We start from the raw sequence: 5,930 nt of genomic DNA on the forward strand, positions 1-5,930 counted from the left end.
TTAGTACTGAAGCTATCAACTTCAGAAAAAATGGGTGCATCACTGAAAGTGGCAGCAGTGGCTATTTCTGCAGTTCCGAGACTCAGAAAAATAGCACTAGAGAGGCTAAAGGAGTATTTTATTCGAGAAGAGTAAAAATTCATGAATTTTGTCAGTTTTATTACTAAAATAATGTTGCCAAAAACACTATAATTTAGCAAATTTTCCGCGCACATTCTAGTCCTGGTACCCTATAGGGATAAGCTGTAAGGACGGTCTGTGGGCAGGTCTTGCAGAAATTTTTCTACCAATTATTAGCCCTCACACCCCCACACTCTCCCCATCTCCCCATCTCCCCATCTCCCCACAATCCCCATCCCCCAAGACCCAAGACTTGATTAGTTTTCCGCAATTCTCAGCTCATCAATGTTCCATAACGGTCCCCCTAAGCTAGAAAATTTGATATTCTCGATGCGATCGCGTACTGCCTGAAAGTCTAGTGAATTGACCAGGAAAAACACGGGCAACTCCTCGGCAACGATTTCCTGGAATTGACCATAAATGACTTTGCGTTTGCTCTGATCAAGTTCTTTTATCCCAGCATTGAACAGACGGTCAATCTCTTGCTCCCAGTCAGACACTTCCCATCCTGCCAGTGGTGGTTGTCCGGGTTGAGGACCTTGATTAAATTGATGAAACGAGCCTCCACTGTACCAGAACACAAATACATTGTGAGGCTCATTTACTCCTGCTCCAAACGCACCCACATAACACTCCCAATCTCGAGTCGATAGAAGCTTTCTGAGCACAAGGTTGAAGCTGAGTACCTGCAAATCTGCTTCTATCCCAATTTGGCTTAAGTCTTGTTTAATCTGAATTGCTGCGTCTACTCGGGACTTATCGTCTGATTTCACCAGCATAGTAAATCTTACCCGGTTGCCATCCCAATCCAGCAGCTGATTTTGGGAGTTATATCTGAAACCAGCGTCTAATAGTAATTGTTTGGCCTTCTGGGGTTGATAGTTGTAGACTTTTAACCCTTCTTCTGGGGACAGGTAATAGGGACTTTGGACAGCAATGGGGGAATGTTGTACTTCACCGAGTCCCCGATAAATATTAGTTTTCATCCTTTCCCGGTCAATAGCATAGGCTACCGCTTGTCGAAAGGCCAAGGTATTGAACCAACGAGACTTGACTGGGTCTACGAAAGGTTTTCCTTGAGCATTGCGAGCTTTGTTGAGATTAAAACCGACAAACCTAATGCTAGGCATCGGTCCTCCATTGTAAATGGTGTATTTCCCCCGCTTTTCCTCTCGTTTGAGTAACCCAAAGGCCTCAGGATTTACTCTGAGGCTATCCAACTCCCCAGAGCGAAATCTGAGTAACTGGTTATCAGAGGATGGGATAACTTGCAAGACAATCCGTTGAATGTAGGGTTGGGGATTTCCCTGAGCATCAGCACGCCAGTAATAAGGGTTGCGTTGTAGGATGACTCGCTCAGCAGGGGTATACTTTTGTAGTCGATAGGGACCATTGCTAACAATATCTTGGGGATTGGTGTCAGTGCCCCAAGTGGCAAGAAACTGGGGATTGCCATTACCATCAGTGGCTTGCACAGACTCTTTTAAGGCATGAGCCGGTAGAATGGCTAGGGTTCCGGCGTATCTCACAAATGGCGCAAAGGGTTCTGGTAAGGTAAACTCAACTCGCCGCTGATCTAGTTTGCGCACCGATGGGTACTTACCAGTACTACCAATCTGGAGGAAATCTCGGGAGACTGTGGGAATCTTGGGATTCAGGTAAAGCTGCTGATAGGTAAAGATCACATCATCCACTGTTAGGGGTGCCCCATCAGACCACTTTACCCCATCCCGCAGGGTGAAGGTGATCTGCTGTCGGTCTGAGGAAATGTCCCAAGATTCAGCTAGTCCTGGTTCCAACTCCCCTGTCATGCCATTCTCACTCAACAATCCTTCGTAGAGGTAACCAAATACACCGAAGGGAGAGGTATTAACAATAGCGTTAAAGGTAGCTGGGTCACTAGGAGTAGCTAACACTAGTTGAGAGACCTGAGCTGCTTGAGTCTTAAACTGGTTCGGATGACAACCTGTGAGGATTAATAGACAAGATAGCGCCAGCGCAACTGCTTGAAGAGGGAGGAGTGTGGGGAGTGTGGGAAGTGTGGGGTGTGTGGAATTTATAGAGCAGATAGGGTGTATAGGGAGTGTGGGGAGTGTAGGGAGTGTGGGGAGTGTGGGGAGTGTGGGGAGGGAAGAAGTAGTTTTGGATAAGAAGATATTTTTAAATAAACTTTTGTTCATTGTCTTGATCCACAACGTGGAAGAAACGGTTTTTTAGTTGCTTTTTAGTTGGTATTCACAGCTGCGATTCGGCTTTGCCGACCCTACGCGATCGCTTTTTTTGGTGAAAGTAGCTCACTGAATTACGCAATGCTATAAATCACAGGTAAGCATATGCGCTACAGATGGTGCTACTTGAGGTGCCGTCAGCTGTCAGCAGACTTAACTCAGATTAAACGAATGCTTACCTGTTTTCTTCAAAAGCTGATAACTGATAACTGATAACTGATATAGCAGTCGAAGTAAAGCTTAAGACATATTTCTGCTCCCTGCTCCGAAGTCCCTGCTCCGAAGTCCCTTTCAACCAAAATACTCTGTCCTAAACTATACTTCGGTTGCTATAACTGATAACTGATAGCTGATAGCTGATAGCTTACAATCACAGTGGCAGTATTAATGTAGTAGATCAGAGTAACTAGAAAGGTTGATGCAGGTGATCAAACGGTATCCCGATAATGAGCACCAAACCCTATTAGAGACAGCGGAGTCTTATCTCAGGGAATCCGTTGCTCCCTTGGCTTCAGAAATTGATAGTGCTCCTGAGGTGTTACGAGAGGCTCTCAAGGGAATGAGCGTTCGCACTTTGCTAGGGCTAAGGATTCCGAAATCCTGGGGAGGTCTAGAAGTAAGTAGCACAACCTTTGGCTACTTCCAGCAACTGTTAGCACGGTATTCCGGTGCTTTGGCATTCTTGCAAATGCAACACCAGAGTGCTGGAGCAATGATCGCCTACTCTGAGAATGAATCGTTGAAGCACCAGTATCTTCCTAAATTAGCCAAGGGTCAAGTGCTAGTTGGTATCGGCTTTTCCCAAGTGCGACGAACAGGTAACCCACCGGTGAAAGCTATTCCGGTAGATGGTGGATATCATATCAATGGAAAAGTGCCTTGGGTTACTGGGTTTAGCTTGTTTCAAGAGTTTGTCATTGGTGCAGTATTGCCTGATGGTCGAGAAGTTTACGGTATGGTGCCATTGACTCCAACTTGCCAAGATGGAGGTGGTACTATTACCTTTAGCAAACCCATGGCACTGGCGGCGATGGAATCCACCAATACGGTTAGTGCTACCCTTACCGATTGGTTCTTACCTGAAGAACGTGTGGTCTCGATTGCTAAAGCAGGTGCAATTCACGAAAATGACCAGAAGAAACTTTTGTCTGCTGGTTTTTTGGCCCTAGGATGTGCCCAAGCTGGACTGGACATTGTAGAAGCGGCTGCCAAAACCAAGCAACTGGATTTTCTATACAATACTTTTGAATCCCTCCACGGGGAATTCACTCGCTGCCAGACAGCTATGATCCAAGCAGCACAAGCAAATTCTCAGACTTTTCAACAACGGCTACAACTGAGGACTTGGGCAATTAACTTAGCAGGAAGATGTGCTCAAGCAGGGGTGACTGTGTCTAGTGGTGCTGCTAACTACAAACACCATGCTGCCCAGCGAGTCTATCGGGAAGCTTTGGTATTTACTGTCTCTGGTCAAAGCACGGCTATCATGGAGGGAACTCTGGCTCGGTTGGTATAGCGCTACGCTTAGCGTCAGAAGTCAGAAGTCAAAAGTCAGAAGTCAGCTAGGACTAGGTTTCGGAGTTTAGAAATGTCAAACATCTGAATGGGTAGTGCTATAAATGTTTCCTGTGGGTGAATCCTGATTGACTGACTTAGAAACTCCTATACTCCCATATCTTGCCCTTCTGCTAACTTTGTGGTATTTATCAACATCTAATCTACTTCTGTAATATAATTGTATTATAATGGAACGTAGTGCAGAGGCAGTCACACCAGCCTTCTAAGCTGTGAACAAGTCGGCTTTGCTGAATCGCCCCCGCCGAATTCTGTCTGTGTAGTACAGCTTGTGTAGTACATACAACTATGGATATTACCCAACCCCATCACCCAAGTTTCAATGAGCAGGAGTTAGCCATTTGCCTGAGGGTGCTGGAGGCAGCGGGTAGGATGTCCAGTGACAATCCACAGCTGTTGACTATTGAACGGGCGGCCTCAGCACTGATGAAGCGACTCAAACAAAAGCGTCGCCACCAGCGCAAGCAGGCTCGCCGTCAGCATGACTTGGCTTTGCTCGCTCGCGCCCAGATTCATGGCGAAGCCTTGCCGGAACGATTACGCCAGCTGGCTGCAGGGGTATCCCTTGAGCATGATCAACTCTATACTCCCCAGCTATGCTACCTGTGCAAGCAGCCTTACAAACGTGTACATCACTTTTACCACCAGTTTTGTCCTAACTGTGCCCCGGAACACTATAGTCGGCGCTACGCCCGAACTGACTTACAGGGTCGGCGAGTGCTAGTCACGGGTGGACGGATTAAGATTGGGTATCACATTGCACTCAAAATGCTACGGGACGGTGCTCATGTGATTGTAACCACCCGATTCCCGAAAGATGCCGCCCGTCGATACCTGGCTGAGAAAGATTCACAGGTATGGGGTGAGCGATTGGAAATCTACGGGCTAGACTTTCGTGATCTGCGTGGGGTGATGGCATTTATCGATCAGTTGCTGGCATCTCCCCCACTCAATATTATTATCAATAATGCTGCCCAAACCATTCGCCGCCCACCTGCATACTTCAAAGCTCTTGTCCAAGGGGAGATGGAGAGTCTGGATCAACAAACCAGGCAATGGGTGAAAGCTGAATCAGAGGCTCTGGTAAAGAAGTCAGCACTTAACGCTTTTTACCAGCTCTGTCTGAGCAGCAAGGAGGATCCAAACTTTCCGGATGGAGTCCTTGACATTGAGGGTCAGCCCTTAGATTTGAGGCATGTTAATAGCTGGCGACTCTTACTTGACCAGGTTGAGCCGATCGAGATGGTTGAGGCTTGGTTGGTAACGACTATGGCACCTTACTTATTTAATTCCCGCTTGAAGCCGTCACTGATGGCATCTCCTTTCGAGGATCGTTATATTGTCAATGTCTCTGCTGTAGAAGGTCAATTCTCCTATGGTAATAAGACACCCTATCATCCCCACACTAATATGGCTAAAGCTGCACTGAACATGATGACCCGAACGGTGGGGATGGATTATGTTTGCGATCGCATTTATATGACCAGTGTTGACACGGGTTGGATTACGGACGAGAAGCCTCATCCTGTGCGTGAATACCTCCGTCAGCAAGGATTCCGTCCACCACTTGATGTGATTGATGGCGCTGCACGGGTTTATGATCCCATTGTGCGCGGGTTAGCAGGGGAGCGCCTCTATGGGGTGTTCCTGAAAGACTATAAACCATTTGATTGGTGAAGTAATATAGCGCTACGCGCAAGGCAAGAGGAATCCCCCCTAACCTCATAAGGGTAGGTTTTTTACAAAGACCTCAGGTGTGGGGTGTGGGGCGTGGGGTGTGGGGGATAAGAAAATGTACTTAATTTGTCCTTCAAAATCATCATTGTCTTGATGCAATAGCGAGTGGTTTGAAGTTACCGTAAGACAGGGGAGCCTTAATCAATGGAGGCGCGCTTTCCGCGTGAAGAATTAAATTACGGGGTCGCGCCTCAAGTTTTAACCATGCATCTGCATAGCCTACCAACCATAAAGGCTCCCCTGTCTAAGGTTTCGTCTCCGGGGGAAACC

The 5,930-nt window shown here is 47.0% G+C and carries 3 protein-coding genes; 2 read left to right on the forward strand and 1 reads right to left on the reverse strand.

The window, feature by feature from the left end; all coding sequences use genetic code 11:
- Positions 1-377 precede the first annotated feature (377 nt).
- Positions 378-2,300: an ABC transporter substrate-binding protein gene (locus F6K20_RS21425; RefSeq protein WP_081431874.1), complete on the reverse strand. Its 1,923-nt coding sequence runs from the start codon at positions 2,298-2,300 to the stop codon at positions 378-380.
- Positions 2,301-2,766: 466 nt separating this feature from the next.
- Here F6K20_RS21425 and F6K20_RS21430 point away from each other — a divergent pair, with 466 nt between their 5' ends.
- Both F6K20_RS21430 and F6K20_RS21435 read left to right on the forward strand, forming a co-directional pair.
- A complete protein-coding gene (locus F6K20_RS21430; protein ID WP_008191568.1) occupies positions 2,767-3,864 on the forward strand; it encodes an acyl-CoA dehydrogenase family protein in 1,098 nt (365 codons plus the stop codon).
- Positions 3,865-4,211: 347 nt separating this feature from the next.
- The gene (locus F6K20_RS21435; protein WP_287248262.1) at positions 4,212-5,600 is read left to right on the forward strand and encodes an SDR family NAD(P)-dependent oxidoreductase; all 1,389 of its coding nucleotides are present in this window, start codon (positions 4,212-4,214) and stop codon (positions 5,598-5,600) included.
- Positions 5,601-5,930: the final 330 nt, after the last annotated feature.

Source organism: Moorena sp. SIO2C4 (assembly GCF_010672485.1).
Lineage (GTDB): Bacteria > Cyanobacteriota > Cyanobacteriia > Cyanobacteriales > Coleofasciculaceae > Moorena > Moorena producens.